Below are 271 nucleotides of genomic sequence, written 5' to 3'. Positions count from 1 at the left end.
TCGTCCTGTGTACCAGTTGGGCAACCACATCGCGATCTCCGGAAAAATCATCAGGATGATGATGGTCAGCACCATGAGGAAGAAGAACGGCACGATCGATCGATAGATATCTATCAGCGTGACTTCCTTCGGCGCCAAGGCTCGCATCATGAAGAGATTGTACCCGAAGGGCGGCGTGATATACGCGATTTGGCAAGTGATGGTGTAGAGCACGCCGAACCAGATGGCGTTGAATCCGAGGCTCTTGACCAGCGGTATGTAAAGCGGCGCT

General features: G+C 53.1%; 1 protein-coding gene. It reads right to left on the bottom strand.

Annotated elements, in window-relative coordinates:
* A partial coding sequence (locus tag R0J92_RS23100) for a TRAP transporter large permease subunit (RefSeq protein WP_411053388.1) occupies window positions 1-271 on the bottom strand: 271 nt, incomplete at both ends.

Source organism: Tritonibacter sp. SIMBA_163 (genome assembly GCF_046535935.1).
In the GTDB taxonomy this organism is placed as follows: domain Bacteria; phylum Pseudomonadota; class Alphaproteobacteria; order Rhodobacterales; family Rhodobacteraceae; genus Epibacterium; species Epibacterium scottomollicae.
Note: the sequence above shows the minus strand (reverse complement) of the source record. Positions and strands in the feature narration are given on the sequence as shown.